Source organism: Kribbella sp. VKM Ac-2571 (assembly GCF_004362255.1).
GTDB lineage: Bacteria > Actinomycetota > Actinomycetes > Propionibacteriales > Kribbellaceae > Kribbella > Kribbella pratensis.
In genome coordinates this window covers 20,707-44,564 of the sequence record NZ_SNWS01000021.1, presented here as the reverse complement: position 1 = coordinate 44,564, position 23,858 = coordinate 20,707, and the positions used below count along the sequence as shown (strand labels likewise).

Sequence of the window (23,858 nt, the reverse complement as noted above, 5' to 3'; positions counted from 1 at the left end):
GGGTGAACTGCCGGGGCGTCAGACAGGTTCTGGTGGGCCGGGACCTGATATTCCCTGTCCGCAGCCCCCACCAGATGTCTCGTCCCCCGGCAACACAAGAGCCGTAATAGCCTGTCCGCAGACTCCGCCTCCTGTTCGCAGTCCGGCTCAGGCTCGCGGACCCGGGCAGACGGAGGAGGACGGGTGGCTGAGAAGGATCACGACACCAACAGCTGCGACGGGATCGCGGACGTTTTGCGTCGGCGTACCGATGAGCGTTGGACGTCCGACCGGGAGTTGATCGACCAAAACCTGGCCGACCCGTGGGAGTCAAGCAGCAGGGGCGCTGGGCTGTGAAGGCGGTTGTTTTTGATTTGGACAACACGTTGTTCGATCACACGGGGTGTGCGGTGGCGGGGGTTCGGAGTTGGGTGGCCGGGCTTGGGATCGTGCCGACGGATGAGCTGATCGCCGAGTGGTTCGTGATCGAGGAGGATCAGTTCAACCGGTTTCTGGCGGGAGAGCTCACGCATCAGGGGCAGCGGCGCGGGCGGCTGCGGGCGTTCCTTCCGGTGCTCGGTCTGCCGGTGCCGGCGAGCGAGGCCGAGCTGGACGAGGTGTTCACGGGGTACCTCACGCAGTACACGAACAACTGGATCGCCTACCCGGACGCACGGCCCGCGCTGGAAGTTGCTCGGGGCAACGGATGGCGGATCGGCGTGCTCACCAACGGCAGCACCCGGCAGCAGAACGCGAAGCTGGAGAAGATCGGCCTGGCCGATTTGATCGATGTCGTCTGCACATCTGAATCGCTCGGCTTCAGCAAGCCCGACCCGCGGGCCTATCACCAGGTCTGCGAAGCCCTGGGAGTCGAACCGTCCGATGCGCTGATGATCGGCGACAACCTCGAGCTGGACGTCGTGGCGGCACAAGCGGCCGGCCTGACCGCGCGGCATCTGGACCGCGCGGCCGGGCAGACCTTGCTCGAGCTCCTCTAGTTCACGGTCCAGGTGTCCGCGCCGGTGACCAGGGCCTGCAGGTCGCCGGTGCCCTGGGTTTCCTGGGCGGTGGTGATCTGCTGCCGGACCAGGTCGTCGTACGCCGGACGCTCGACGGACCGGAAGACGCCGATCGGGGCCTGGTGCAGGACACCGCCGTCGGTCAGCCGGGACAGGGCGAACGCGTACGCCGGGTCGTCGGTGTGGGCGTCGTGGACGACCAGGTCCGACTCGCCGCCGGGCAGGTCGGCGACCTCGCGGACGGCCAGCGAGGCGAAGCCGTCGCGCACCACGCCGAGATGCCCGTCGGTGCCGAACCGGATCGGCTCCCCGTGCACGAGCGGGATGATCGCGTCGTCCCGGGTCTCCGGATCCTTGAACGCCTCGAACGCGTTGTCGTTGAAGATCGGGCAGTTCTGGTAGATCTCGACGAACGCCGTCCCGCGGTGCTCGGCCGCGGCCCGCAGGACCGACGTGAGGTGCTTGCGGTCGGAGTCGACGGTGCGCGCCACGAACGTCGCCTCCGCGCCGAGCGCCAGCGAGACCGGGTTGAACGGGTTGTCGACCGATCCCATCGGCGTCGACTTCGTCACCTTGCCCGGCTCCGACGTCGGCGAGTACTGCCCCTTCGTGAGGCCGTAGATCCGGTTGTTGAACAGCAGGATCTTCATGTTCACGTTCCGCCGCAGCGTGTGGATCAGGTGGTTGCCGCCGATCGACAGCGCGTCGCCGTCACCGGTCACCACCCACACGCTCAGGTCCGGCCGGGCCGTCGCGAGCCCGGTCGCGATCGCCGGCGCCCGGCCGTGGATCGAGTGCATGCCGTACGTCGACAGGTAGTACGGGAACCGGGACGAGCAGCCGATCCCGGACACCATCGCCACGTTCTCGCGCTTGATCCCGAGCTCGGGCAGGAAGCCCTGGAAGGCCGCGAGTACGGCGTAGTCACCGCACCCCGGGCACCAGCGGACCTCCTGGTCCGACACGTACTCCTTGCGGTTCTGCGGCTCGGTCGCGGCCGGGACGCCTTGCAGTCCGTTCGGCAGGCTCGGCATACCGAGCTCTACGGCGCTCATCGTGCACCTTCCGTCTTGAGATGACCGTTCTGGTCGGCCAGTGCCTCGCCGTGCTTGACGGCGGCCGCGGCCGCCCCCAGGTGGCGGGCGTCGTCGTCGATGCCCTCGGTCTCCTCGACCAGGTTGCCGATCACCTCGGCCAGCTCCGCGGCGCCGAGCGGCATACCGCGGACCTGCGCGTACGAGACGACGTCGACCAGGTACTTGGCGCGCAGCAGCATCGCCAGCTGGCCGAGGTTCATCTCCGGCACGAGGACCTTGTCGTACGACTTCAGCAGGTCGCCGAGGTTGGACGGGAACGGGTTGAGGTGCCGCAGATGGGCCTGCGCGATCTTGCCGCCCACCTTGCGGACCCGGCGGACAGCCGCTCCGATCGGGCCGTACGTCGAACCCCACCCGAGCACGAGGACCTTCGCCGTACCGTCCGGGTCGTCGACCTGCACCGGCGGGACGGTGATCCCGTCCACCTTCGCCTGGCGGGTCCGGATCATCAGGTCGTGGTTGGCCGGGTCGTAGGAGATGTTCCCGGTCTTGTCCTCCTTCTCCAGACCGCCGATCCGGTGGTCCAGGCCCGCCGTACCGGGAATCGCCCAGGCTCGGGCGAGGGTCTCCGGGTCGCGCAGGTAGGGGAGGTACTTCGGGGCGCCCTTGTCGTCGGTCGCGTTCGGCTCGACGGTGAAGTCCGGGTCGATCGTCGGCAGCTCGTCGATGACCGGGATCCGCCACGGCTCGGAACCGTTGGCCAGGTAGCCGTCGGACAGCACGATCACCGGTGTGCGGTAGGTGATCGCGATCCGGGCCGCCTCGACCGCGATCGCGAAGCAGTCCGCGGGGGACTGGGCGGCGAGTACCGGCAGCGGCGCCTCGCCGTTGCGGCCGAACATCACCTGGAGCAGGTCGGCCTGCTCGGTCTTGGTCGGCATACCGGTCGACGGGCCGGCGCGCTGGATGTCGCAGACGACCAGCGGCAGCTCGAGCATCACCCCTAGGCCGATCGTCTCGGACTTCAGGCTGATCCCAGGACCGGACGACGTGGTCACGCCGAGCGCGCCGCCGAACGACGCGCCCAGGGCGGCGCCGACACCGGCGATCTCGTCCTCGGCCTGGATCGTGGTGACGTTGAACCGCTTGAGCTTGGACAGCTCGTGCAGTACGTCGGAGGCCGGGGTGATCGGGTACGCGCCGAGGACCAGCGGCAGCCCGGCCCGCTGGGCGCCCGCCACCAGGCCGTACGCCAGCGCGAGGTTGCCGGAGATGTTCCGATAGGTGCCGGTGGCCATGTGGGCCGGCTTCACCTCGTACCGGACCGAGAACTCCTCGGCGGTCTCACCGAAGTTGTAGCCCGCGCGGAAGGCCGCGATGTTCGCGTCGCGGATGTCCGGCTTGGACGCGAACTTGGTCTGCAGGAACGTGATCGTCGACTCGACCGGCCGCTGGAACAGCCAGGACACCAGGCCGAGCGCGTACATGTTCTTCGCCCGGGACGCGTCCTTGCGGGACAGGCCGAACTCCTTGACCGACTCGACCGTCATGCCGGTCAGGTTCAGCGGTACGACGTGGTAGCCGTCGAGCTCGCCGGTCTCCAGCGGGTTCTCGTCGTACCCGATCCGCTTCAGGTTGCGCGCGGTGAAGTCGGCGGTGTCGACGATCAGGGTCGCGCCCCGCGGCACGTCCTTGAGGTTCGCCTTCAGCGCCGCCGGGTTCATGGCGATCAGCACGTCGGGCGCATCACCCGGCGTGAGGATGTCGTGGTCGGCGAAGTGGAGCTGGAACGAGCTGACTCCCGGCAGAGTGCCGGCTGGTGCCCGGATCTCTGCTGGGAAGTTGGGCAACGTCGACAGGTCGTTGCCGAACGATGCCGTTTCCGCTGTGAACCTGTCCCCCGTGAGTTGCATCCCGTCGCCGGAGTCGCCGGCGAAGCGGATCACCACGCGGTCGAGCTGCTTGACCTCGATGGTCACTGTTCTGTTCATCTCCAAGTCGAAGCTTGGGTCGGCTTGCCACCGTGTGAGCGACAGGTCGATCCCCCCGTGCAGGGCGATAACCCCAATATTAGTTCGCCCTTAGAACGGAATCATGCGGAAGCCCCGGTGGTCCACAGCCTGGGACGCGGTGTTAACAGGTGGTCGGTTCAGGTAGTGGCGAAACCCGCGCGCGTCACCGTGTGCAAGCGCTCGCTTGCGATCCGGAGTGAGAACCGGCAGGGTGGCGTCATCTAGTTGTGAATTCAGGGAGTTGCCGCATGCGCCGTGAGCTGATCGGACTGCTGACGCTGCTGATGCTGGGGTGCGCTGCGCCGATCGCGTCCGCGGTTCCGTCACCGGCGCGGACGGCGACGATCTCAAGCATTCGTACGACGGACGCGACCAAGGGCGTGATCACAGTCGTCGGCACGCTCTCGCCGGCGCCCGCCGCGGGCACCAGGATCCCGTTGCACCAATGGATCCCGTCGCTGAAGCGCTGGCAGGAAGTCGCGCACGGGTACTCGTCGGGCAGCAGCGTGACGATCACCACCGTGCAGCCCGGGTCGATCCGCACGTATCGGATCGCGATCGGCCCGCAGGCGCCGTACGCCGCGGCGATCTCGCCGATGATCAGCTTCAAGCACTACGTGTGGCGGGGGATGTTCAAGAAGGGGCTGCTGGCCGCGGGCGGGGCGGGCCAGCCGCAGTTCACCGTCGTACCGCCGAAGGAAGGGCCGCGGCGATCCGAGGCGGACCTGCTGGCGGACCAGGGCGGGTACGTCTGGGGCGACGTCGACTCGACCGGCTGCCGGTACTCGCGGAACTGGCTCGGCAACCTCACCGACGGGCTGGTCCGGGTGTCGCTGCACAACGGCACGCAGGCGCTGACCTCGGTCCGGATGCAGCAGGAGACCGAGACCTGGCTGAACCACGACATCACCGGCGTCACCCGCCTGCGCCTCCAGGTCGCCGACGTCCGCTCCGGCTACGGCCCGTACGTCTCGATCGACTCCCTGCTGCTCTGCACCAATTAGACTGCTGCCCGTGTCGGACAGCTATGGCGTCATCGCCGCGGTGGTCGCGCTCGGCCTCGTCGGGCTGCTCGGCGCGTTCGCGCTGAACAAGGCGCTGACGGTCACGTATCCGACCGAGGGCAAGCTCAAGACCTACGAGTCGGGCGTCGACCCGGTCGGCGAGGGCTGGGCCCAGGTCCACATCCGGTACTACCTGTTCGCGTACCTCTACGTGATTTTCGCCGTGGACGCGATCTACCTGTTCCCGTGGGCGACGATCTTCGCGACCCTCGGCGTCGCGACCCTGATCGAGATGTTCGTCTTCCTGGCCTTTGTCGCCGTCGGCCTCTTGTACGCGTACCGCAAGGGCGTACTGCGCTGGACCTGAGGCGCTGGACCTGACCACTGACGTCGAGGGGGGAACGATGGACCTGCACCGCGACGCGGTGGTGGCGGATGCGCACAACGACCTGCTGATGCTGGTCGCGCGGCGGCCGAAGCAGGTCTGGTCCGCGTACTTCCGGGAGCGGTGGATCCCGCAGTTGCGGGACGGCGGGATCGACGTACAGGTCCTGCCCGTGTTCATCGACTCGGAGTTCCTGCCCGAGGGCGCGCTGCGCGAGACGCTCCGGATGATCGAGGCCGCGCACCGGATCGCCGACGCGAACGCCGACGAGGTCGCGCTGTGTACGGCGCCCGGCGACATCGAGACCGCGACCGCGGCGGGCAAGATCGCGCTGGTGCTGGCGCTCGAAGGCTGCCCGCAGATCGACACCGACGTCGAGCTTCTGCAGACCCTCCAGCGACTCGGCGTCCGGATGGTCTCGTTCACGCACTTCGGGCGCAGCGCGCTCGGCGACGGATCCGGTGAGGACGCGACCGGCAGCCGGCTGACACACGCCGGCGTCGAGGCGGTACGGCTTCTCGAGGATCTCGGCGTACTGATCGACGTCTCCCACGTCGGCCGCGCCGGCACCGAGCACATCCTCGAGCTCGCCACCAGGCCGGTCGTCGCCTCGCACTCCAGTGCGTTCGCCCTGCGCGAGCACCACCGCAACCTGACCGATGACCAGCTCCGCGCGATCGCCGCGACCGGCGGCGTGATCTGCGTGAACTTCTTCGCCGGCTTCCTGACCACCGCCGAGAAGCCGACCGTCGACCACCTGGCCGACCACGTCCTGCACCTCCTCGACGTCGCCGGCGAGGACCACGTCGGGCTCGGCAGCGACTTCGTCGCGGAGGTCTTCAGCGAGAAGATCCCGGCCTGCGACCGGCCGGTGGTCATCCAGGGCCTGGACGCCGAGCTGTATGTCCCCGGCCTCGAAGGCCCGGCCGGGATGCCCCTGGTGACCGACGCCCTGCTGGCCCGGGGACTGCCCGAAGCAACCATCCGGAAGGTTCTCGGCCAGAACCTGGTCCGGGTTCTCGCATCCAAGGAGTGACGACGTGCAGAGCTGGCTGGACGGCAACCTCGCGGACCTGATCACGAAGCACGGCGTACCGGCCGCCTCGGTCGCCGTCCTGGCCGACGGCGAGGTGAGTACGGCGGCCGCGGGCGTCCTCAATCTCGACACGGGGGTCGAGGCGACCGTCGACTCGGTGTTCCAGATCGGGTCGATCACGAAGCTCTGGACGACCACGCTGATCGTGCAGCTGGTTGCCGACGGCAAGATCGATCTCGACCGGCCGGTGCGGGACTACCTGCCCGAGTTCAAGCTAGCCGACGAGGAGGCCGCCGCGCGGACCACGCCGCGGCAGCTGCTCACCCACACCAGCGGGTTCTCCGGCGACGCCTTCACCCCGACCTCGCGTGGTGACGACGCGGTCGAGTTGTTTGTCCGGGATGTGTTGCCGGGGCTGGCGCAGGAGGTGCCACCGGGCGCCGGGTTCTCGTACAACAACGCCGGCTTCGTGGTGCTCGGGCGGATCGCCGAGGTGCTGTTCGGGAAGCCGTTCCACCAGCTGATCCGGGAGCGTATCGCCGTACCGCTCGGGCTGGAGCACGTCGCGACGATCGCGGACGAGGCTCTCCTGTACCGCGCGGCGCTCGGGCATGTGGCGCCGAAGCCGGGTGCGTCGTTGCAGACCGCGCCGGTGTGGAGTCTGGTGCATGCGATGGCCCCGGCCGGGTCGTTGCTGGCGATGAGCGCTCGGGACCTGCTCACGTTCGGTCGCTCCTACATGGACGCGACGCTGCTCGACCGGGCCACGATCGAAGGGTTGTGGGAGCCGCAGGTCGACGTACCGGCGACCGCGGGGTTCGCGGAGCGCTGGGGAGTCGGCTGGATGATCTTCGACGTCGAGGGCGGGCCGCTGTACGGCCACGACGGCGGGACGGTCGGCCAGTCGGCGTTCTTCCGGCTGGTGCCGGAGAAGGGCGTCGCGGTCGTGCTCCTCACCAACGGCGGCAGCACCGGACCCTTGCACGACGAACTGGTCGGCCACATCCTCCGCGAGACGGCCGGGGTCGAGCTGCCGGCCCGGCCGTTGCCGCCGACGGAGCCGGTCGACATCTCACCGGAGTTGGTCACCGGTCGTTACACCGGCGTACTGGCACAGGCCACGATCAGCGTCCAGGACGGGGAGTTCTGGGTGCTCGACGAGGCGGTCAGTGACGAGGCACGGCTGCTGTACCCGGAGCCGCACCGGACCAGATTCGTCGCCCTCGACGATACCCGGTTGATCGCGGCCGAGGCGGAGCACGGGACGCACGAGGTGCTCGCCTTCCGCGAGGCGGTCGACGGCCGCGCTACGTACCTGTTCCGGGGTGGCCGGCTCACGCCACGTAGTCACGGAAAGTAGTCACTTCTCGCCGCTCCTGGCTTGTTGCCCGATCACCGTATGTGTTTGCAGTAGGCAACAAAACGTGAGTTCCGAGCGCCGAAATGACGGAATGCTTACAACTGGTCGCCAAGCGCCCATATCAGGACTATGGTGATTACTCGGGGACACGGGGCGAATACGTGGCGGTGAGGCTATGGCGTGGCAACTGTGGGTATTGATTGCTCTCACTGCGGCCGGGATCGTGTTGCTGGCCGCGGCGCGGATGCGGCACGCCCGCAAGGTCTTCGACGACATCACCGAGCTCGACCGTCCCAAGGCCGCGCCTCCCGCCGAACCGATGCCTGCGGATGACGACCTGGCCCGTGCCCGGGCCCGGCATCTGCAGACCGAATCCGGCGACCGGCCCCGCAAGCACGGCTAGCGGCCTAATCCGCGTCGAGGAGTCCGTCGCGGCGGGCTACCGCGGCTGCTTCCGTGCGGGAGCGGACGCCGAGCTTCGCGAGGATGTTCGAGACGTGCACGCTGACGGTCTTCTCGCTGATGTACAGCTCGCGCGCCAACTGCCGGTTGGTGCGTCCCTCCGCCAGCAATCGCAGTACTTCGGTCTCCCGCGACGTCAGCGCACTGGCGCCACCGGTGTCCACGCCGCCTGCCTCCTCCAGGAGCGGCCGCGCGTTCAACTCCCGGCCGACTTCGGCCGCCAGCGCCAACTGCTCGTTCGCCTCGGCGACCCGCCCCGCGGCGCGTAACGCGGCCGACAACCGGACCCGCGACCACGCCTGCTCGAAGACGTATCCGTACCCGAAGGCGTCCGTGGTCCGCGTCCAGGAGGCGACATGCTCCTCCGGCGTCGGCGCGTCGATCCCGGTCAGCCACCGCAGCCGGTCCCACTCCGACTCCACCCGCGCCAGCCAGGCGAGCCCTTCGACACCCATCAACCGGCCCGGCGGCAGCCCTTTCTCCGCGGTCGTCTGTCCGATCGCGAGGAGTTCGGCTCCGCGGGCGACCAGGTCGGCGGCAGCTGACGGTTCCCCGGCCGCCCGGTGGCACAAAACTTGCATACCGAGCGCGGAGAACCGGATCCGGGCGAGGTGCCACTCGGTCTGGAACACGTCGGAGACCAGCGTGTGGACGTCGACGATCAGCTTCTCCGCCTCAGCCGGCTTGTCCAGCTGCAGGTACGCCTCCACGGCCGGCTGCAGCCCGATGATCGGCAGCATCACGTCGAGGTCCCACCACTTCCGGGACAGCTCGTACTCCTCCGCGACCGCGGTGTCGCCCCGGCCGCTGCGGACCGAGAACTCCACCGCCCGCAACGCCGCCGCGGCCGCAGCCGGTGTCATCGCGTCCGTCCGGGCGGTCGCCGCCGCCTCGTCCCACTCGCCGAGCATGAACTGGGTCAGCGCCAGCATCCGGCGTGCGTCGAACCCGTACGCCGCCCATTGCCGCCCCAGCTCCGCGGCCCGCTTCATCGCGAACGACAGCGCGGCCTTCGCGTTCAGCAGGTCACCTTGCTCGTAGTGCGTCGACCCGAGCAGGAACCGGCTGCGCACCTCGGCGGCGGAGTCGCCGGTGAGCTGCGCCCGTACGGCGGCCTCCTCGAGCTGCTTCACGGCGGTCTCCGGATCGCCGGCCCGGCGACGCAGCTGGGCCAGCGTGATCCCGGCGTCGCTGGCCGCGGACTCCTGACCGGCCTCGCGGGCGATCTCGAGCGCCTTGTGCGCCCAGCGCTCCGCCTCCATCGGCCGGCCGAGGGCGTCGGACACACGGGCGTAGAGCGACGCGACCTGCGCCTTGAACACGCTGGCCGGCTCGTCCTGGACCAGCTTGAGGGCCTGCGAGATCGCTTCGCTCGCCTCCTTGTCCTGGTCGATGACCAGCGCGATGTCCGCCAGTGGCAGCAGGAGCTCGGCCCGCTGCAGCTTCGGCGCGTCGGGCGGCAGGTCGGCCAGCGCCTTCCGGAGCAGCTTGACGGCACGCAGGTGCTGGGAGGACAGGGTGGCTGCCATCGCCGTGTCCACGATCAGCCAGGTCTTGTCGACCGTGCTCGTCGGCGCTGCGTTCGGGAACAGCTCGAGGGCCATCTCGTAGTGCTTCAGCGCCTCCTGCGGCGCGGCGACCGAGAGCGCCTCCTGACCGGCCCGGACCCGAGCCTCGAACGCGGTGGCCAGGTCATGGGATCGGGTGGCGTGCCCGGCCAGCTCGGCCGCGGTCCCCGCGACGGTCTGGCTCTCCAGCTCCTGCACGTACGCCGCATGCTGGCGAACACGCTCGCCCGGCAGCAGATCGTCGTACACGGCCTCGGCCAGCAGGGCGTGGCGGAAGTAGTACCGATCGCTGGTCGGTACGTCGATGATGTGGGCGTCGATCAGCTCGCGCAGGGCGTCGTCGAGCTCACGATCCGGCAGCTTGGCGACCGCGCTGAGCAGGTCGTGCGGGACGCGGCGGCCGGCGACCGCGATCACGCGAGCGATCTGGCGGGCCTCGTCGGACAGCGGGTCGAGCCGGACCAGCAGCAGGTCGGCGAGGTCGGGTGGAACCGCGTCGCCGTCACCCATCGAGGCCGCGGCGGCGAGCTCCTCGGTGAAGAACGCGTTGCCGCCGGCCCGCTCGAGGATGCGGCGCTCCTCGGCCGGGGACAGCGGTTCGGTGAGCAGCAGGTTCAGCAGGGTCCGGGCCTCGTCGGCGTCGTGGGGCAGCAGGTTCACGCGACGTACCCGGGGGTTGCGGGACCACTCGGCGATCGGGCGGCGCAGCGGGTGCCGGCGGTGCAGGTCGTCGCTGCGGTACGACACCACGAGGGCCAGGCGCTGCGAGGTCAGCCGGGTGATCAGGAAACCGATCAGGTCCCGGGTCGAGTCGTCGGCCCAGTGGGCGTCCTCGATGATCACCAGTTGCGGCTCGCTGGTGGCCAGCGCGGTGAACGCGCCGAGGACGGCGTCGAACAGGGCGGCCCGGTCGAGCTGGCCCTCCTGCGGCACCGGCTGCGCGCTCAGCAGGCGATGCGCCGGGAGCAGCCGGCCGATCGCCGGGAAGTTGGTCAGCACGCCCTCGACGAGGTCGGGGCGGTCGCCGGCCAGCCGGCCGAAGATCTCCGAGAACGGCTGGTACGGCAGGCCGGCGTCGCCGAAGTCCGTGCAGTGCCCGACCAGGACGCCGAACCCGCGCTCGTGCGCACCGGTCGCCACCTCGTCCAGTAACCGGGTCTTGCCGACGCCGGCGTCACCGGACAGCAGCACGGCGCCGGCCCGACGCGTCTTGGCGTCGTCCACGGCGCTGAGCAGAGTGGCCATCTCGGACGAGCGGCCGACGAGAGGTGTCGAGTTCCAGGGCACGTCGTCCATCTTCGCCCCTGGCGCCGACACAAATCGACGGTATCCCGTCCGCTGGCTGCTCCCGGTCTTTCTCCCAGGCGCAGAAACGCCGTCCCTGATCACGAGTTCTCGATCGGGGACGGCGGTTTCGGCGGTCATGCGGCCGGGCGGGGTCGAAGGGCGTGGCGCGGCTCGGACTGTGCGGTCCGCTCCGTGCGCTGCCGGCGGTTCGCGACCCGGAAGTCACGCTTGGCGCGCTCCAGCCGGTAGGTCGTCTCCGCCTTCACGGCGTCCGGGGTCAGTGGCATGTTGATCATCATGGTTTTCCCTCCCTTCAGGCTTTCCGGCCGAACAGGTGGCTGATGGTCCGGCGGCTCCGGGTGTTCCGGGTCTGCCGGAAGTCACGGCTGAGGCGCTCCCTGCGGTAGTCGACCTCTGCCTTGACCGATGCGTTGGTGAACATGTGTTCCTCCGTTGTCTGTGCCGGCTGCTTGCCGACAGGTGTAAATCTGCTCGTCTGAGGAGGGCCGGCACATCGGAAGTCCTCCCTATCCCCGGGGGTGGGCGGTACCTAGGTGCTCTGAGGGGGTCCTAGGGGGTGCCTGGGGACGCCTGAAAAGACGGTGGCGCGGCCGGCTCCGAAGAGCCGGCCGCGCCTTGGGGAAGGGGGGCTGGGGCGGTGATCGTGCGGTCACATCGCGGGACGGGCCCGAAGCTCGGGCGCGCAGGGCTGGGGCGGCTGCGGCGCACGCTTGGGCAGGAACCACAGCGGACGCTGGTAGTCCCGCCGGATCCGGTCCTGCCGGTACTTGATCTCTGCCTGCACCGCGTCAGTCGAGTAAACAAACATGATGTCCTCCGAGCTCCTGTCGATGAGAAGACAGTGCTCGCCTGAGGCAGCCCCCCACATCAGCACAACTCCCTATGCCCGAGGCAACAACCTCCTTAGGTGGACCGCCACGCAGGCATAACCCCCCAACACGGCAGTGACACGCCGCGCGGGAGCTACTTCTGCCTGCGTGCGCGTCCACCACCGGGCTAGCTGCGGTAGGTCAGGCTCAGTTCGTAGTGGGTGGGGTCTAGGAGTTCGTCGGTGTGTTCGGCGAAGGTGTCGGTGGCGGTCCAACTGGTTCTGGTGGTGTGCAGGAACCAGGTGCCGTCCGGGCGGGCCAGGTGGCCGGCCTCGACGGGGGTGAGCGGACGGCCGCGGAGGCGTTGCTCGCAGTGGTCGAGGTACAGGCCGGCGCGGTTCAGCGTGACGCTGATCGACCCGTTGTCCAACCCGCGTTCGGGCAGGTCCCGCAGCGACTCGATCGCCGGAACCCGGCTGCGCTCGAGCGAGATCGCCGTACCGTCCGCGAGCTGCCGGACGCGCTCGATCACGACCACCTCGGGCGACGCCAGCCCGAGCCGATCAGCCAGCGCGGGATCCTCCTCCAGTTCGATCCGAACCGTCCGCATCCGGGTCTCCACGCCCTGCTCGGACAACGCGTGCGTCCACCCGAGCCGCCCGTCCAGCGGCCGCCCGTCGAACAGCACGTACGACCCCTTGCCGGTGTGCGTCGCGATCAGCTCGTCCTCGGCGAGTACGGCGAGCGCGGCGCGGACCGTGTTCCGGCTGACCGAGAACCGTTTCGCCAGCTCGACCTCACCGGGCAGCTGCGTGCCCCGCCGTACCACGCCGGACTTGATCTCCCGCGCGAGCACCCGCGCGATCCGCTCGTGTTTCAGGGAGATCCGGCGCATCACCGCAACTGCTCCACGCTCACGATCTCCAGCATCGGGGCGTACAGCCGCATCACGTCGATCGCCTTGGCGTGGTTCTCCGCGGTCGACCCGGCGCACGCCTCCTCGACGACCTGGACCTGTACGCCGGCGTCCACCGCGGCAAGCGCCGTACTGATCACGCAGCAGTCGGTCGACACCCCGGCCAGCACCAGCCGCCCGTCGGCTCGCGCCGCCAGCTCGGGGCCCCAGGCACCGAACGTGGTCTTGTCGAGAGTTGGAGCGCCCTTGAACTCGTCGACCAGTTGATAGTCCTCCGAGTCCGCCGGCTGCAACGCGAACGGGAACTCCTCGTAGTACCCGACCCACGCTCCGTCCGGCCGCTCCGGCGCGACGAACCGCGTGAACACCACATCCGGCGCGAAGAGCTTGATCAGCTCCCGGGTCGGCTCGACCACCCGCCGGAAATCCGGTGCCGCCCACCCGGACGCCGGATCCGCGAAGATCCGCTGCAGATCGATGAGGGCCAGCACCATCAGGTCTCCTGACGCCGTACGGCGGACCGCCCGCCGAACCACTGCACGACGAAACCGAGCACCAGCGCGACCAGTACGCCGAGGTTCGCGTAGGCCCACGCGCCTTCCTTGCCGCCGAGACCGAACGCTCCGAGCAGGTACCCCTGCCACGTCAGCCACGACGCCAGCGTGTTCGTGACCAGACCCCACCCGATGCCGGTGGCAACGACCATCGTCGCCACGGGCAGCCACTGCACATCGCCGTACCGCCCCGCAGGCCGGTAGAGGTCGTCCTCCGCGTAGTCGCGCCGCCGGGACGCGATGTCGGCGAGCATGATCCCGCACCACGCCGCGATCGGTACGCCGAGCGTGATCAGGAACCCTTGGAACTGCCCCAGGAACTCGCCGCCGTAGAACACCACGTACACGGTCCCCGCGATCATCACCACACCGTCGATGAACGCCGCGACGTACCGCTTCACCGGCAACCCGAGCGAGAGCAACGCGAGCCCGGACGAGTAGATGTCGAGTACGGCGCCGCCCACCAGCCCGAGCACCGCCACGATCACGAACGGCACCAGGAACCACGTCGGCAACGCCGCCGCCAGCGCCCCGATCGGGTCCGCGGCGATCGCTTTCGACAGATCCTCCGACGACCCCGCCAGCAGCAGACCGAACACCAGCAGTACGACGGGAGCCAGCGAACCGCCGAACGTGGTCCAGCCGACCACGCCGCCGCTCGACGCCCGGCGCGGGAGGTACCGCGAGTAGTCGGCGGCCGCGTTCACCCAGCCGAGCCCGAAGCCCGTCATCAGGAAGACCAGCGCGCCGATCACCGACTGCGCGGACCCGCTCGGCAGCCCGGAGACGGTGCTCCAGTGGATCTGGTCGGCGACCAGGACGATGTAGACGACCGTGAGTACGCCGGTGACGATCGTGATGACTGTCTGCGCCCGCATGATCAGGTCGAACCCGAGTACGCCGCAGGCGACTGTCAGCAGACCGACCACGAGCAGCGCGATCACCTTGGTCAGCGTGCCGCCGCCCCAGCCGAGCCGCTCGAACACGGTCGCGGTCGCCAGCGTCGCGAGGATCGTCAGCACGGTCTCCCAGCCGACGGTCAACAGCCAGGAAACCAGCGACGGAATCTTGTTTCCGCGGACACCGAACGCGGCCCGGCTGAGCACCATCGTCGGCGCCGAACCACGTTTTCCGGCGAGGGCGATCAGCCCGCAGAGCAGGAACGAGAACACCACCCCGAGCAGCCCGGCGATCACCGCCTGCCAGAACGAGATCCCGAACCCGAGCGCGAACGCGCCGTAGCTCAGCCCGAGCACGGACACGTTGGCGCCGAACCACGGCCAGAACAGCTGGTTCGGACGGCCCCTCCGTTCCGCGTCCGCGATCACGTTCAGCCCGTTGCTCTCCACCGCGAGCGCACGGGGCTGCTGCACCTCGACCTGGTCGGTCATCTCGGCTCCTTCGAAGGACCTGTTCAGTCCTGTTCAATCACGGTAGGCCTGGCGCGACGTCACGGTCAACCCGCCAACTTTGAGAAGCCACCGACCGTTTTTCGTGACCTGAAATGATCGGTGGCTTCTCAAAGATGCGCCTAGTCGCGATCAGCGGACTAGGGTGAGGTGCGTGGGTGAGATCGAGCTGGGGATGCCGACCGTGCGGCCGGCGGTGGGTGCGTTGGCGAGGCTCGCACCGGAGCCGGTGCGGTACCTGCTGAACTGGGGCCGGAAGTACTCGCTCTGGGTGTTCAACTTCGGCCTGGCGTGTTGCGCGATCGAGTTCATCGCGGCGTCGATGGGCCGCCACGACTTCATCCGGCTCGGCGTGATCCCGTTCGCGCCCGGACCGCGGCAGGCCGACCTGATGGTGGTCTCGGGCACCGTGACGGACAAGATGGCGCCGGCGATCAAGCGGCTGTACGACCAGATGCCGGAGCCGAAGTACGTGATCTCGTTCGGCTCCTGCTCGAACTCCGGCGGCCCGTACTGGGACTCGTACTGCGTGACGAAGGGCGTCGACCAGATCATCCCGGTCGACGTTTACGTGCCGGGTTGCCCGCCGCGGCCGGAGGCGTTGCTGCAGGGCATCCTCAAGCTGCAGGAGAAGATCGCCGGGGAGCCACTGGCGAGCCGGTACGACGAGCCGTCCGCGGCCGCTCTCACCCGGGGGCTGGTGCAGCCTTGAGCACCGACGCTCTCGAGGCGCTGACGAGTGCCGGGATCGCCGCGACGTCGGCGGACAGCTTCGGGCCGATCGCGCTCGACGTACCGCCGGAGTCGTGGGTCGCGGCGCACGAGGTACTGCGGGACGCCGTCGGTCTCACGTTCTTCGATTTCCTGAGCGCCTCCGACGAGCTCAAGGACGGGTTCCGGGTGGTGTCGCACCTCGCGGACTTCTGGGGCGGGTCGCATGTCGACCACGTGCTCGTGCGGACGTTGGTGCCGCGCGACAACGCCGTACTGGCGACATTGTCGGAGTTGTTCGCCGGGGCGAACTGGCACGAGCGGGAGACGTACGAGATGTTCGGGATCGCCTTCGAGGGGCATCCGAACCTGACGACGCTGCTGCTGCCGGACGAGTTCGAGGGGCACCCGCTGCGGAAGGAGTTCGTGCTCGCGTCGCGGGTCGCGAAGCCGTGGCCCGGTGCGAAGGAGCCGGGCGAGTCGGATCACGCGCCGTCGGGCGCCCCCAGCCGGCGCCGCACGCTCCCACCCGGCGTCCCCGACCCAGAAACCTGGGGCCCCCGCCCACCCGGATCCCCCGACCCCGACCCCCTGGCCCCGGCTGAAGCCGCCGCCACTCCCGCCCGCCCCCGCCGTGCAGGCGCAGGAGGCGAACGCCGAACCCGCCGCCAGCCACCCCCCGCCGCACCACCCGCCGACCCGCCGCCTGCTGATCCGCCGTCGGCTGAGTCGTCGTGATTCCGTCTGCGGACGAGCTGGCGCGGTACACCCTGGAGCGGCAGCATCCGATCACCCGGGCCTGGGTGGACGACGCGCAACGCCTGGCGACGCTCGCCGAGGAGCATGCCGCGCTGGACATCCTGCTGGCCGAGGACCTGGACATCGCCACCCAGCGCACCGAACGACTGGCCCCGGGAAAACCGCCCGAGGCGATGCTCAACCGCTGGATTGCCGTAGGCAACGACCTGCACGCGATGTTCGGCATGCGCTTCGAAAACCTGAACCCCACAAGGCCGTTCGTCGACGCAACCCCGATGAGCCGCTCGCCGAAGCCATCCGATCTACCCGCCCTAGCCGCAGCCGCTCAAGAGCACTACGGCATCCACCACCCGCTCTACGTCCGCCTGTGGAGCGCCGACGCAGGCATCCCCGGTACGGTCCCCGACCGCCGCTTCCTCGCCGCGCCGATCCGTGAGCTCCGCGCGCACGACGTACCACCCGGCCTGGCGCTCCGTCCCGCGAAGACCGTCGACCACTACGACGAGGCCCGCCGCGCGTACGCCGCGGTCGACGCCGACCACCCGCACCATCCCGAGGAAGCAACCATCCAGGATCGCGAGGACCTCCAGGAGGCAGCGGACGAAGGCCTGCTGTTCGACGTCACGGTGAACGACGAGTGGGCCGGGTACGCCGCCGCCATCATCAAGCCCGACGACGCACTAGGCCTCCCCGCGTACGTCGTGCGCGAACTGGTCCTGGCCCCACAACACCGAGGCCACGGCTACGGCCCCCACCTCAGCGCCCTTCTCGCCCAGTCCCTCCCCGACCCCACCCGCATCCTGATCGGCACCATCCACGAAGCCAACCACGGCGCCCGAACCGCCGCCCTGAAATCCGGCCGCCAAGACATAGGCGGCTGGCTTCAACGCCCCCTCGGCTAGGCCTGAGCGAGTCGCTCAGTCGGCTGACCGGTCAGGTTGGCGATGAGTTCGAAGTCCTTGTCCAGATGGAGAAGGACAAGGCCGGTCTGCTCCGCGGTCGCGGCGATCAGCAGGTCCGCAACCGAAGGTGCTCGATGCTGGCCGGCTGACGCGAGTTGCGCCTGCACGACGACGGCACGACGCTCGGTCGCAGGGGTCATGTTCTCCACCGGCATCGCTGCGACGGGTGGCTGCTGCAGGAGAGAGCGGTGCTCGTCCGCGGATCGGGCCGAGAACCCGACCTCGAGCAGGGTCATGGTGGTGATGTGGACGAGCCCGCGGTTGACGCGGTTTGCCCAATCCTCCCAATCGGGAGCGTCGCTGAGGCGCACCAGGGCTGACTTGTCGATCAGCCAGCGCCGGGAGTCGAGAGTTGGCGTCATGACCAAGCCTGGCGCATAACCTCAGGATCCTCCAGATCGCGAGCCAGCTCCGACAATCGCTGGAAATCTGCAAGGGTCACGGTAACCTCGGAGCGCCCGGCCTCCTGGCTGAGTTGCCGGCGCAGATACTCGCTCCTGGACAAGCCCTGGCTGGCTGCTCGCTTGTCGATCACCGCGAGCACGTCGTCAGGCACGTCGCGAATCAATACGTCGCTCATGAGATACCTCCTGCTATTCGATATCTGATGATATCAAGAGGGTGGCGGGGGTGTAGTAGAAGACTTCCTCGCGGATGATTCGACCGGCGTCGACGGTGCAGAGGGAGAGTTTGGTGGTTTGGGAGCGGGTGCCGGTTCGGACGTTGAGTTGGTCGAAGGTGAAGCGGATGGCGAAGTGGTCGTCGAGGAGTAGTGGGCCGACGATGCCGACGCCGAGGTACTCGATGTCGGCGTTCAGGCGGCGTGCGTTCTCGAGGATGGCGTCGGCGCCCTTGACCTCGATCTCCTCGCCACCGGTCTCGAGGGGTGCGACGCGCACGACCTCGGGGGCCAAGAGGGCGAGTGCCTGGTCGAGGCGGCCGGTCGACAGCGCGTCGACGTACCGCCGGGCGACCTCAGCCGCGGACAGGACGCGGAACTCGTCGGCGTGCTCGTCCGCCCACTCGGCGAAGGTGAGCGCGGGGCGGCCGGTGAGTTCGCTGACGGTCGTGGTGACCGGCTCGGGGTTGTCGACGAGCGAGGCCCAGTAGGCGACCGAGCTCTCGGCGAGAATCGGGTCGGCGCCGAGGTCAAGCATCGCCTGCCGCGCCTCCGCGTCGGTCAGCGCCTCGACCCGCATCTCCTTGCCGATCGCCCGCGCGATCGTCTGGATCTGCTCGGCCTGCGTCAGCACCTCGGGTCCGGTGAGGTTGTAGGTCTGGCCTATGTGCTGGTCGTTCAGGAGCGCGAGTACGGCGACCGCGGCGATGTCCCGCTCGTGGATCAACGACCGCCCGGCCTCTGGCGATGCAACTCGGACGACGTCACCGCTGCGGAACTGCTCAGCCCAGGTCTGCGCGTTGACCGCGAATCCACCCGGGCGCACGAAGGTCCAATCCTTGTCCCGCAGGAGCTCTTCGACGTCACCCCACACCCCGCCGGACGGCGCGCTCAACGAGGACAGGTAGACGACCCGCCGCGGCAGTTCGGTCACCACGTCGGCGGCTCCGTCGGCGCTGAACGACGGCCAGAGCAGGAACGCGGCGTCGACGTCCGCCGCAGCCCGGCGTACGGCGGTGGGATCGTAGAGATCGCCCTTGATCAGTTCGACGTCCGGCGGGAAGCCGGCGAGGTCCGGCGTACGGACGAGGGCTCGGACGGTCACGCCCGCAGCGCGCAGCCCGTCGACGACATGGCGGCCGACGCGGCCGGTCGCTCCGGTAACAAGAATCGTGGTCATGGGGCCTCCCGGCCTGGACTGAGGAGTGGAGGGGGCGGAGCGACAGGAGCGACGAGGGAAGGCCGGGAGCAAAAGCCCCATGACCCGCCGCGCCGGAGGCGTGGCATCAATGCAGTCATGGGGCCCAGCCTGGGACCTGAACGTTGGTTGAGGTCAAGCAGAAGCCACTAGGCTGGCAGTCATGCTGGAGTTCGTGGTGCGGGTGGTGGGCGTTCTGGTCGCCTTCCTGGTGGCGCCCTTGCTGGTCGGGCAGGCCGAGCACAAGGTGATGGCGCACATGCAGTCGCGGCTCGGCCCGATGTACGCCGGCGGGTTCCACGGCTGGGCGCAGCTGGTCGCGGACGGGGTGAAGTTCGTCCAGAAGGAGAGCGTGGTCCCGGCCGCCGCCGACAAGCGGGTGTTCGAGTGGGCCCCGATCGTCGCGATCCTGCCGTACATGGCCGCGCTGGCCGCGATCCCGCTGGCGCCGGGGATCGTCGGCGCCGACCTGGACTCGGGCCTGTTCTTCGTGCTCGCGGTGATGAGCATCGGTGTCCTCGGGTCGTTGATGGCCGGCTGGGGCAGCGGGAACAAGTACAGCCTGCTCGGCGGGCTCCGGGTCGCGGCGCAGCTGATGAGCTACGAGCTGCCGTTCGTGCTTTCCGCGGCGAGTGTCGCGGTCGCGGCCGGGTCGCTCAGCCTGACCGGCATCGCGCACGCCTGGAACCCGTGGTGGTTGCTCTGGCAGCTGCCCGGTCTGGTCGTGTTCTTCATCGCGGGCCTGGCCGAGTTGCAGCGGCCGCCGTTCGACATGCCGGTCGCGGACTCCGAGGTGATCTTCGGCCCGTACACCGAGTACACCGGGCTCCGGTTCGCGATGTTCCTGCTCGCCGAGTACGCCGGGATCGTCGTACTCGCGGGTCTCACCACGGTCCTGTTCCTCGGCGGCTGGAGCGGCCCCGGGCCGGAGTCGATCGGCTGGATCTGGACGCTGTTGAAGGTCGCCTTCGTCTCGGTCGTGGTGATCTGGGTGCGGGTCTCGTTCCCGCGGATGCGCGCCGACCAGCTGCAGAAGCTGGCGTGGCAGGCCCTGGTGCCAGTGGCGCTGATCCAGCTCGCCTTCACGGGCATCGGCGTCACCCTGTTCTGACAGGTTGGGGAGGATTCCTTCCCGGAGCGGGACGAAATCCTCCCCAACCGTCATGGCGTCGCGAGAGCCTCTGTCGGGGAGAGGCGGGAGGCGCGGATGGCGGGGTAGAGACCGGCCAGGCCACCGATCACCAGCGTCGCCCCGACCCCGCCGGCCAGTGCCCAGACCGGGATGACGGTCAGCCAGTTCTGGTACGACGCATAGGCTGCGGTGACCGCGGATCCGAGTAATGCTCCGCCGGCCCCGCCGAGCGCGGACAGCAGCAGCGACTCGGTCAGGAACTGGGTGCGGATCTGGCCGCGGGTCGCTCCGAGCGATCGGCGCAGACCGATCTCGGCGCGGCGTTCGAGCACCGAGATCACCATGATGTTCGCGACCCCGACGCCGCCCACCAGCAGCGCGACCGCGCCCAGGCCGAGCAGTAGTCCGGTGAATGCCTGGCCGGCGGCCTGCTTCGCGGCGAGTGCGTCGGACGGGCGCGACACCTCGACCTCGTTCGGCGCTTCCGGGTTGGCCGTTGCCCCGAGGACCGATCGGACCGCCGGCACCTGAGTGTCGTCCGAGCGGGTGTAGATCGTGGTCGGGTGCCCGTCGAAGGAGAGATCGCTCGCTGCAGGCCAGCCCATCAGTGCGGCGCTGTCCAGCTCGGGTGCGAGCGCGGCCGGTTCGAGGATGCCGAGCACGGTGAACCACTGGTTGCCGATCAGCACTTGCGTATCCGGGCCGGCCTTGGTGATCCCCAGCCGCTCGGCTGCGCTCGCACCGAGGACGGTCGCCGGATAACTGCCGGTCGCGGCGTCGATCCACTTTCCACTGCGGATGGTTGCGCCGATGGTGTCGAGGAGGTTGGTACGGGCGGCGTACGCGATGATGCCGTTGGTCTGGACGTCCGGGATCTTGTTGGTCCGGTAGACCGATGCTTCATCGACCTTTCCGATCGCGGACTCGGCGCGGACCGGTGGGATCCGGCGGACCATGGATTCGGCGGCGAGCGGGAGTTGAGCCTGTTCGCCGGTCAGGCGGGTGCCGGGGGTGACGGTCAGCAGGTTGGTGCCCAGGGCATCGAGTTGCCCGTCGAGCTCGGCCCGCGAGGACGACGAGATGCCGACCACCGCGACCATCGCGGCGATCCCGATCGCGATCCCCAGCGCGGACAGGAACGCCCGCATCGGCCGCGTCCGCAACCCGACCGCACCCACCCGCACCACGTCCCGCACACCCAACGTCGCGGGTCTGAGTTCCCGGGCACCTTGTGCACGACGTCCGTGCTTTTCGCCGGTTGTCGTACGGACCTGGTGCACAAAGTCGTCGTTCATGCGTGCACCTCCTCGACGATGCGGCCGTCGCGCATTCGGACCTGGCGGGGGAGGGAGGCGGCGATGTCGCGGTCGTGCGTGATGACGACGACCGTCGTACCGGCGGCGTGCAGGTCTCGGAGGAGTTGCATCACGCCTGCACCCGACGCGGAATCCAGTGCCCCGGTCGGCTCGTCGGCCAGCAGTACGGCGGGTTCGCCGGCGACTGCCCGCGCGACAGCGACGCGTTGCCGCTCGCCGCCGGACAGCTCGTGCGGCTCATGATCGAGGCGGTGCGCGAGCCCGACCCGTTCCAGAGCAGCCGCCGCACGCTTCCGGCGTACCGACAGGCGGAGGCCCGAGTAGAGCAGCCCGTCGGCGACGTTGTCGACCGCCCGTACGCCGGCCGCGAGATGGAACTGCTGGAACACGAACCCGATCCGCGTCGCGCGCAACGCCGACAGCCCCGCGTCGGACAGCCGCGCCACGTCGTACCGGTCGATCCGGACCGTTCCGGAGGTCGGGCGGTCGAGGGTGCCGAGGACGTTCAGCATCGTCGATTTACCGGAGCCCGAAGGGCCGACGATCGCGACCAGCTCGCCGGGATCGATCCGCAGACTCACGCCGGCGAGCGCATTCACCCCGCCCGGGTACACCTTTGTCACCTCGCTCAGCTCGATCACTTCGGGATCCCCACCGTGGTGCCGGCCGCGATGCCGGTGCCGCTGATCTCGACCTGCCCGCTCGCGAACAGCCCGGTCTTCACCGGCACGTACCGCGACGTCGTACCGTCCGTGACCTCGACGCCGAAGCCGCCCTCCCGGAGCGCGACCAGGGCCGCGACCGGAACGGTCAGCACGTTCTTGCGTTCCGAGGCCGTGAAGGTGACGTCGACGGCCGCGGACGACCAGGCAGCCACCGCCTTCTGGTCGGCGACGGCAACGATCACCTCGACCTTGGTTTCCGGATCCTTGTCCGGGCTTTCCGCCGGAATGATCACCGTGGAAGCTTTCTGGATCTTTCCGGCCACCGACTTTCCGTCCGGGAGTCCGACCGTGACCGCCGCGTTGAGCGTCGCCCGCCGCTGGTCCGCCGCGTCGAGCTGGACGGTGACGGCCCGGGTGGTGCCGGTGTAGGTGAGCACGGGCTGGTTCGGGCCGAGCGGCGAACCTTCCTCGGCCTGCACGCTGTCGACCCGCAGATGACCGGGCGCGAACAGGACGCTGCCGAGCTCGACGACACCCGTCTCGTCCACACCGAGGCCCTCCTGCCACTCCTCGACCGCGGCGGCGGTCGCGTCGGTGTACTCGTCGTCCACGGTGAACCCGGTGTAGCCCATCGCCTTCAGGTTCTGCTCGAGCTGCAGGACATCGGTGCCCTCGGTCCCGACCGCGAGCCTGCGATATGCCGGGAGCGCGCCGTACAGCAAGGTCGTCGGCTTGTTGTCGATGCTGTACACGGTGCTTCCGCGGCGCAGCTCCTGCCCGCTGTCCGGTACGGCGGTGACCGTGCCGGCGACCCGGTTGACCGCGGAGGACGACGTACCGAATCCGAGCGTGCCGTCCTGGGTCTCGGTGTCCTTCAAGGTCTGCTGCGTGACCTTGGTCGTGTTGATCGGCACGGCCTGCGCAGCCGGGTTCGATGCCTGGCTGGTGTCGCCCCGGCTCACCAGGAACGCGCTTGCTGCGCCCCCGGCCGCCAGGACGGCCACAGCCGTGAGTGCCTTACGCATCAGCGTCCCGCCAGGATGCTCTGGCAGGCGTCCTGCGCCTTCTTGAAGTCGGGATCGTCCGCCACGCCCGGCCCGATCATGATGCCGCGCTGGTCCGGCTTCGGGTCCGGAAACTTCTCGACGCCGTTTTTCCGCATGCACTCGGCGTACTTTCTGCCGTTTTCCGCCTGCTGCGGATTCGCGCTGCCCTGGGCCTGCGGGTTGTACTGCTGGCACGCCTGCATGGCCTTCTCGACCTGCTCCTGCGTGACTCCGGAGCCCTTGTCGAACCTCAGCATCGGGCCCTTACCCGGTTCCGGGTCCGGGACGTTCAGGCCGTTCTCCCGCAGGCACTGGGTGAACTTGACCGCCATCTCGTCCCGGCTGAGGCTGGCCGGCGCACTGCTCGGCGCCGTCGACTGCTGCCCTCCGCCCCCGGAGGCGACCTGGGCATCGGGCTCGTCGGCCCCGCAGCCGGTCAGGCTCAGGCCGGCGACCAGAACGGAAACGGCCAGAATGGTGTTGCGCATCGGTGCTCCTCTCGTTTCCGCCAAACCCTTCTCGGTCGGCCGTTTCCGGACCGTTTCCGAGTACGGAAACACGGCGGAAACACCGATGTCGGAGATCATGGGTG

27 protein-coding genes are annotated in these 23,858 nt (G+C 69.1%); 11 read left to right on the top strand and 16 right to left on the bottom strand.

All coding sequences use genetic code 11. The features are described from left to right. Positions 1 to 183: 183 nt before the first annotated feature. Both EV651_RS41650 and EV651_RS35090 read left to right on the top strand, forming a co-directional pair. The gene (locus EV651_RS41650; RefSeq protein ID WP_166658892.1) at positions 184 to 336 is read left to right on the top strand and encodes a hypothetical protein; all 153 of its coding nucleotides are present in this window, start codon (positions 184 to 186) and stop codon (positions 334 to 336) included. Beyond that, on the top strand, positions 303 to 977 hold the full coding sequence (locus tag EV651_RS35090; RefSeq protein ID WP_370353880.1) for an HAD family hydrolase: 675 nt from the start codon (positions 303 to 305) through the stop codon (positions 975 to 977). Before EV651_RS41650 ends, EV651_RS35090 begins: the two co-directional genes overlap by 34 nt. On the opposite strand, the gene EV651_RS35085 is transcribed toward EV651_RS35090, so the two are convergent. After that, positions 974 to 2,053: a 2-oxoacid:ferredoxin oxidoreductase subunit beta gene (locus tag EV651_RS35085; RefSeq protein ID WP_133789562.1), complete on the bottom strand. Its 1,080-nt coding sequence runs from the start codon at positions 2,051 to 2,053 to the stop codon at positions 974 to 976. The two genes, EV651_RS35090 and EV651_RS35085, sit on opposite strands and share 4 nt — an antisense overlap. Continuing rightward, entirely contained in the window at positions 2,050 to 4,026 is a 1,977-nt protein-coding gene (locus EV651_RS35080) for a 2-oxoacid:acceptor oxidoreductase subunit alpha (RefSeq protein ID WP_238157394.1), read from the bottom strand. The genes EV651_RS35085 and EV651_RS35080 overlap by 4 nt, the downstream gene beginning before the upstream one ends. Before the next feature lie 269 nt (positions 4,027 to 4,295). On the opposite strand from EV651_RS35080, the gene EV651_RS35075 reads away from it, so the two are divergent. The 5 genes from EV651_RS35075 to EV651_RS35055 all read left to right on the top strand — a co-directional run bounded on the left by EV651_RS35075 (position 4,296) and on the right by EV651_RS35055 (position 8,235). Next, a complete protein-coding gene (locus EV651_RS35075) occupies positions 4,296 to 5,051 on the top strand; it encodes a hypothetical protein (protein ID WP_133789561.1) in 756 nt (251 codons plus the stop codon). 10 nt (positions 5,052 to 5,061) lie between these two features. After that, complete coding sequence (locus EV651_RS35070; protein WP_131286606.1) at positions 5,062 to 5,418, top strand: NADH-quinone oxidoreductase subunit A; 357 nt, start codon at positions 5,062 to 5,064, stop codon at positions 5,416 to 5,418. Positions 5,419 to 5,455: 37 nt separating this feature from the next. Then, complete coding sequence (locus EV651_RS35065; RefSeq protein WP_133789560.1) at positions 5,456 to 6,472, top strand: dipeptidase; 1,017 nt, start codon at positions 5,456 to 5,458, stop codon at positions 6,470 to 6,472. A gap of 4 nt (positions 6,473 to 6,476) precedes the next feature. Then, positions 6,477 to 7,832: a serine hydrolase gene (locus EV651_RS35060; protein ID WP_133789559.1), complete on the top strand. Its 1,356-nt coding sequence runs from the start codon at positions 6,477 to 6,479 to the stop codon at positions 7,830 to 7,832. Positions 7,833 to 8,007: 175 nt separating this feature from the next. Further along, entirely contained in the window at positions 8,008 to 8,235 is a 228-nt protein-coding gene (locus EV651_RS35055) for a hypothetical protein (protein ID WP_133789558.1), read from the top strand. 4 nt (positions 8,236 to 8,239) lie between these two features. On the opposite strand, the gene EV651_RS43150 is transcribed toward EV651_RS35055, so the two are convergent. The 7 genes from EV651_RS43150 to EV651_RS35035 form a co-directional block, all read right to left on the bottom strand. Continuing rightward, positions 8,240 to 11,179 carry a helix-turn-helix transcriptional regulator gene (locus EV651_RS43150; protein WP_305000132.1) on the bottom strand — a complete coding sequence of 980 codons (2,940 nt, stop codon included), beginning with the start codon at positions 11,177 to 11,179 and terminating at the stop codon, positions 8,240 to 8,242. A 104-nt stretch (positions 11,180 to 11,283) separates the two neighbouring features. After that, positions 11,284 to 11,448, bottom strand: coding sequence for a hypothetical protein (locus EV651_RS41645; RefSeq protein ID WP_166658891.1), 165 nt, complete (start codon positions 11,446 to 11,448; stop codon positions 11,284 to 11,286). A 14-nt stretch (positions 11,449 to 11,462) separates the two neighbouring features. Continuing rightward, positions 11,463 to 11,591, bottom strand: a complete 129-nt coding sequence (locus EV651_RS43065; protein ID WP_255512288.1) for a hypothetical protein — start codon at positions 11,589 to 11,591, stop codon at positions 11,463 to 11,465. 228 nt (positions 11,592 to 11,819) lie between these two features. Further along, on the bottom strand, positions 11,820 to 11,978 hold the full coding sequence (locus EV651_RS41640) for a hypothetical protein (protein ID WP_166658890.1): 159 nt from the start codon (positions 11,976 to 11,978) through the stop codon (positions 11,820 to 11,822). A 188-nt stretch (positions 11,979 to 12,166) separates the two neighbouring features. After that, positions 12,167 to 12,874: a GntR family transcriptional regulator gene (locus tag EV651_RS35045; RefSeq protein WP_133789557.1), complete on the bottom strand. Its 708-nt coding sequence runs from the start codon at positions 12,872 to 12,874 to the stop codon at positions 12,167 to 12,169. Next, a complete protein-coding gene (locus EV651_RS35040; RefSeq protein WP_133789556.1) occupies positions 12,874 to 13,389 on the bottom strand; it encodes a cysteine hydrolase family protein in 516 nt (171 codons plus the stop codon). Before EV651_RS35040 ends, EV651_RS35045 begins: the two co-directional genes overlap by 1 nt. Continuing rightward, the gene (locus EV651_RS35035; protein ID WP_133789555.1) at positions 13,389 to 14,840 is read right to left on the bottom strand and encodes a cytosine permease; all 1,452 of its coding nucleotides are present in this window, start codon (positions 14,838 to 14,840) and stop codon (positions 13,389 to 13,391) included. Before EV651_RS35035 ends, EV651_RS35040 begins: the two co-directional genes overlap by 1 nt. Positions 14,841 to 15,033: 193 nt before the next feature. Here EV651_RS35035 and EV651_RS35030 point away from each other — a divergent pair, with 193 nt between their 5' ends. The 3 genes from EV651_RS35030 to EV651_RS35020 are packed head-to-tail and all read left to right on the top strand — an operon-like array spanning position 15,034 to position 17,230. After that, on the top strand, positions 15,034 to 15,570 hold the full coding sequence (locus tag EV651_RS35030) for an NADH-quinone oxidoreductase subunit B (RefSeq protein ID WP_133789680.1): 537 nt from the start codon (positions 15,034 to 15,036) through the stop codon (positions 15,568 to 15,570). Then, positions 15,567 to 16,307, top strand: coding sequence for an NADH-quinone oxidoreductase subunit C (locus tag EV651_RS35025; protein ID WP_133789554.1), 741 nt, complete (start codon positions 15,567 to 15,569; stop codon positions 16,305 to 16,307). The genes EV651_RS35030 and EV651_RS35025 overlap by 4 nt, the downstream gene beginning before the upstream one ends. Then, a complete protein-coding gene (locus EV651_RS35020) occupies positions 16,304 to 17,230 on the top strand; it encodes a GNAT family N-acetyltransferase (protein ID WP_238157393.1) in 927 nt (308 codons plus the stop codon). The genes EV651_RS35025 and EV651_RS35020 overlap by 4 nt, the downstream gene beginning before the upstream one ends. Here EV651_RS35020 and EV651_RS35015 read toward each other — a convergent pair. The 3 genes from EV651_RS35015 to EV651_RS35005 are packed head-to-tail and all read right to left on the bottom strand — an operon-like array spanning position 17,227 to position 19,089. After that, positions 17,227 to 17,652 (bottom strand): PIN domain nuclease, encoded by a 426-nt coding sequence (locus EV651_RS35015; protein WP_133789553.1) that lies wholly within the window; start codon positions 17,650 to 17,652, stop codon positions 17,227 to 17,229. The two genes, EV651_RS35020 and EV651_RS35015, sit on opposite strands and share 4 nt — an antisense overlap. Next, on the bottom strand, positions 17,649 to 17,870 hold the full coding sequence (locus tag EV651_RS35010; RefSeq protein ID WP_133789552.1) for a ribbon-helix-helix protein, CopG family: 222 nt from the start codon (positions 17,868 to 17,870) through the stop codon (positions 17,649 to 17,651). The genes EV651_RS35015 and EV651_RS35010 overlap by 4 nt, the downstream gene beginning before the upstream one ends. 13 nt (positions 17,871 to 17,883) lie before the next feature. Next, complete coding sequence (locus EV651_RS35005; protein ID WP_133789551.1) at positions 17,884 to 19,089, bottom strand: NAD(P)H-binding protein; 1,206 nt, start codon at positions 19,087 to 19,089, stop codon at positions 17,884 to 17,886. A 181-nt stretch (positions 19,090 to 19,270) separates the two neighbouring features. Between EV651_RS35005 and EV651_RS35000 the strand changes: the two genes are divergently transcribed. Continuing rightward, positions 19,271 to 20,218 (top strand): complex I subunit 1 family protein, encoded by a 948-nt coding sequence (locus EV651_RS35000; RefSeq protein ID WP_238157392.1) that lies wholly within the window; start codon positions 19,271 to 19,273, stop codon positions 20,216 to 20,218. A gap of 50 nt (positions 20,219 to 20,268) precedes the next feature. Here the strand turns inward: EV651_RS35000 and EV651_RS34995 are convergent, their stop codons facing one another. From EV651_RS34995 to EV651_RS34980, 4 genes are read right to left on the bottom strand one after another with little or no spacing between them, the layout of a single operon-like run. Further along, complete coding sequence (locus EV651_RS34995; RefSeq protein ID WP_133789549.1) at positions 20,269 to 21,534, bottom strand: ABC transporter permease; 1,266 nt, start codon at positions 21,532 to 21,534, stop codon at positions 20,269 to 20,271. Then, complete coding sequence (locus EV651_RS34990; RefSeq protein ID WP_133789548.1) at positions 21,531 to 22,196, bottom strand: ABC transporter ATP-binding protein; 666 nt, start codon at positions 22,194 to 22,196, stop codon at positions 21,531 to 21,533. The genes EV651_RS34995 and EV651_RS34990 overlap by 4 nt, the downstream gene beginning before the upstream one ends. Beyond that, positions 22,193 to 23,245, bottom strand: coding sequence for a peptidoglycan-binding protein (locus EV651_RS34985; RefSeq protein ID WP_133789547.1), 1,053 nt, complete (start codon positions 23,243 to 23,245; stop codon positions 22,193 to 22,195). Before EV651_RS34985 ends, EV651_RS34990 begins: the two co-directional genes overlap by 4 nt. Further along, the gene (locus tag EV651_RS34980) at positions 23,245 to 23,853 is read right to left on the bottom strand and encodes a hypothetical protein (RefSeq protein WP_238157391.1); all 609 of its coding nucleotides are present in this window, start codon (positions 23,851 to 23,853) and stop codon (positions 23,245 to 23,247) included. Before EV651_RS34980 ends, EV651_RS34985 begins: the two co-directional genes overlap by 1 nt. Positions 23,854 to 23,858: the final 5 nt, after the last annotated feature.

What these genes read in the sequence shown, in the direction of transcription:
- EV651_RS34980 (WP_238157391.1), bottom strand. Translation starts at nt 23,853, where the DNA reads ATGATCTCCGACATCGGTGTTTCCGCCGTGTTTCCGTACTCGGAAACG.
- EV651_RS35010 (WP_133789552.1), bottom strand. Translation starts at nt 17,870, where the DNA reads ATGAGCGACGTATTGATTCGCGACGTGCCTGACGACGTGCTCGCGGTG.
- EV651_RS35000 (WP_238157392.1), top strand. Translation starts at nt 19,271, where the DNA reads ATGCTGGAGTTCGTGGTGCGGGTGGTGGGCGTTCTGGTCGCCTTCCTG.
- EV651_RS34995 (WP_133789549.1), bottom strand. Translation starts at nt 21,534, where the DNA reads ATGAACGACGACTTTGTGCACCAGGTCCGTACGACAACCGGCGAAAAG.
- EV651_RS35055 (WP_133789558.1), top strand. Translation starts at nt 8,008, where the DNA reads ATGGCGTGGCAACTGTGGGTATTGATTGCTCTCACTGCGGCCGGGATC.
- EV651_RS35075 (WP_133789561.1), top strand. Translation starts at nt 4,296, where the DNA reads ATGCGCCGTGAGCTGATCGGACTGCTGACGCTGCTGATGCTGGGGTGC.
- EV651_RS35085 (WP_133789562.1), bottom strand. Translation starts at nt 2,053, where the DNA reads ATGAGCGCCGTAGAGCTCGGTATGCCGAGCCTGCCGAACGGACTGCAA.
- EV651_RS43065 (WP_255512288.1), bottom strand. Translation starts at nt 11,591, where the DNA reads ATGTTCACCAACGCATCGGTCAAGGCAGAGGTCGACTACCGCAGGGAG.
- EV651_RS35065 (WP_133789560.1), top strand. Translation starts at nt 5,456, where the DNA reads ATGGACCTGCACCGCGACGCGGTGGTGGCGGATGCGCACAACGACCTG.
- EV651_RS41645 (WP_166658891.1), bottom strand. Translation starts at nt 11,448, where the DNA reads ATGATGATCAACATGCCACTGACCCCGGACGCCGTGAAGGCGGAGACG.
- EV651_RS35045 (WP_133789557.1), bottom strand. Translation starts at nt 12,874, where the DNA reads ATGCGCCGGATCTCCCTGAAACACGAGCGGATCGCGCGGGTGCTCGCG.
- EV651_RS41640 (WP_166658890.1), bottom strand. Translation starts at nt 11,978, where the DNA reads ATGTTTGTTTACTCGACTGACGCGGTGCAGGCAGAGATCAAGTACCGG.
- EV651_RS35005 (WP_133789551.1), bottom strand. Translation starts at nt 19,089, where the DNA reads ATGACCACGATTCTTGTTACCGGAGCGACCGGCCGCGTCGGCCGCCAT.
- EV651_RS35030 (WP_133789680.1), top strand. Translation starts at nt 15,034, where the DNA reads ATGCCGACCGTGCGGCCGGCGGTGGGTGCGTTGGCGAGGCTCGCACCG.
- EV651_RS35015 (WP_133789553.1), bottom strand. Translation starts at nt 17,652, where the DNA reads ATGACGCCAACTCTCGACTCCCGGCGCTGGCTGATCGACAAGTCAGCC.
- EV651_RS35040 (WP_133789556.1), bottom strand. Translation starts at nt 13,389, where the DNA reads ATGGTGCTGGCCCTCATCGATCTGCAGCGGATCTTCGCGGATCCGGCG.
- EV651_RS35035 (WP_133789555.1), bottom strand. Translation starts at nt 14,840, where the DNA reads ATGACCGACCAGGTCGAGGTGCAGCAGCCCCGTGCGCTCGCGGTGGAG.
- EV651_RS34985 (WP_133789547.1), bottom strand. Translation starts at nt 23,245, where the DNA reads ATGCGTAAGGCACTCACGGCTGTGGCCGTCCTGGCGGCCGGGGGCGCA.
- EV651_RS35080 (WP_238157394.1), bottom strand. Translation starts at nt 4,026, where the DNA reads ATGAACAGAACAGTGACCATCGAGGTCAAGCAGCTCGACCGCGTGGTG.